The sequence below is a fragment of the Olleya sp. 1-3 genome (assembly GCF_002836085.1).
In the GTDB taxonomy this organism is placed as follows: domain Bacteria; phylum Bacteroidota; class Bacteroidia; order Flavobacteriales; family Flavobacteriaceae; genus Olleya; species Olleya namhaensis.
This window is the reverse complement of the sequence record NZ_PJBW01000022.1, coordinates 1-1,792: the sequence shown is the minus strand read 5'-3', so window position 1 is coordinate 1,792 and position 1,792 is coordinate 1. Positions and strand designations below refer to the sequence as shown.

Genomic DNA, 1,792 nt, shown 5'->3' with positions numbered 1-1,792 from the left:
TGGAGGATGTCCAGATGACACAGCAACACGAGATGTTACTGTAAATAGTCTACCAACAGCACCAACATCCGGAGGTGATATTACAGAATGTGAATCAAGTCCAATCCAAACGTTAACAGCAACAGCTACATTAGTAGATGGAGATACCTTAACATGGTACGATGCAGCAACAGCAGGAACAGTAATCACAACACCAACATTAAATACAGTTGGAACAATCACTTATTATGCAGAAGCAAGTAATAGTGTTACTGGTTGTATTTCAGAATCAAGAACAGCAGTAGTTTTAACTATAATAGAAGCACCAATAGCACCAACAAGTTCAGGAGATATCACAGAATGTGAAGCATCACCAGTACAAACTTTAGATGCAAATGATGCCATAACTACGGCTTTAGGAACAGCAACAGTTTGGTATGATGCAGCTACTGCAGGAAACTTAGTTAGTTCTCCAACATTAAATACAGTTGGAACAATCACTTATTATGCAGAATCAATTAAAAATGCAGATAATTGTTCAAGTTTAACACGAACAGCAGTTGTCTTAACTATAGATGCAGCACCAAATAACATCTCAAATCAAACAGAAACAGTTTGTTCAGATGAAGCTTTAGATTATGATTTATCAGTCCTATCACCAGGAAGTACATTTACTTATACAGTAGCATCATCAGATGCCGCGAATGTACCAGCAGGCGCAAATAGAACAGTAGGAAGTGCAGCAAACATTACAGATACTTACAACAATACTACAGCAAATGCAGTAACTATAACCTATACTGTAACACCAGAAGGAACTGCACCAGAGAGTTGTGTTGGTACACCATTTAATGTTGTAGTCACAGTAAATCCAGAGCCAGTAGTTTCTACAGCTTTAGATACAACAGTTTGTAGTGACGAAGCAATAGGCGTAAGCTTAGAAGTTTTACCAACAAGTGCAGCAGCAGTTAATTGGGAACTAGTAAGTGTAACACCAAGTGCAGGTTTAGTAGCAGGAGCAAGTAATGCTACAGCAAGTACCGGCTTACCAAGTAATGCAATAGCAAACGATACGTATACAAATGCCACAGGCGGATCATTAACAGTAGCTTATGTAGTTACACCAACCGGATTAGCAAGTTGTGAAGGTGACTCAGTAACGATTACAGTAACAGTAGATCCAACACCAGAAGTAAATGCAGGTTCAGATGAATCTATTTGTGCAGATGGTGGCAGTTTCGATTTAAGTACAACAAGTACAGTTGCAACATCAACTTCAGGCACTATAGTATGGACAACGAGTGGCGATGGAACTTTTGATGATGCCTCAGCTGAAGCACCAGTTTATACTTTAGGAACAGCAGATGAATCAGCTTCAGTAGTTCAATTAACAAAAACAGTAACAGGTATTGGAAGTTGTACAACATCAGTTTCAGATGTTATGAATTTAACAATTGATGCTTTACCAATGCCGGTAATAACTGCTCCAACTTATGTTTGTGTTGGAGAAGGAGCTTTAGATTTAACTACAATAGTAACTCCAGATTTCACAACAGGAGGACCAACAACAGATATTACTATCAATGGTGTGTCTAACACATCTTTTGATCCAGCAGTTTTAGCAGCAGGTACATATACTATTGAATATACTTTTGAAGATGCAACGACAGGTTGTGTAAATTCAGCAACAGCTGAAATTATAGTTTGCAATCCTTCTTTCGAATTAGTAAAAACTAGTGCTTATAGTGATACCAATGGAGACGGATTTGTAAGTCCAGGCGATGCTATTAACTACACATTCGTAGTAACAAAT

The 1,792-nt window shown here is 38.2% G+C and carries 1 protein-coding gene; it reads left to right on the top strand.

Translation table 11 applies throughout. From position 1 onward, the window contains the following. The coding region (locus CXF54_RS12875) for a PKD-like domain-containing protein (protein ID WP_157823454.1) at positions 1 to 1,792 on the top strand (1,792 nt) is incomplete at both ends.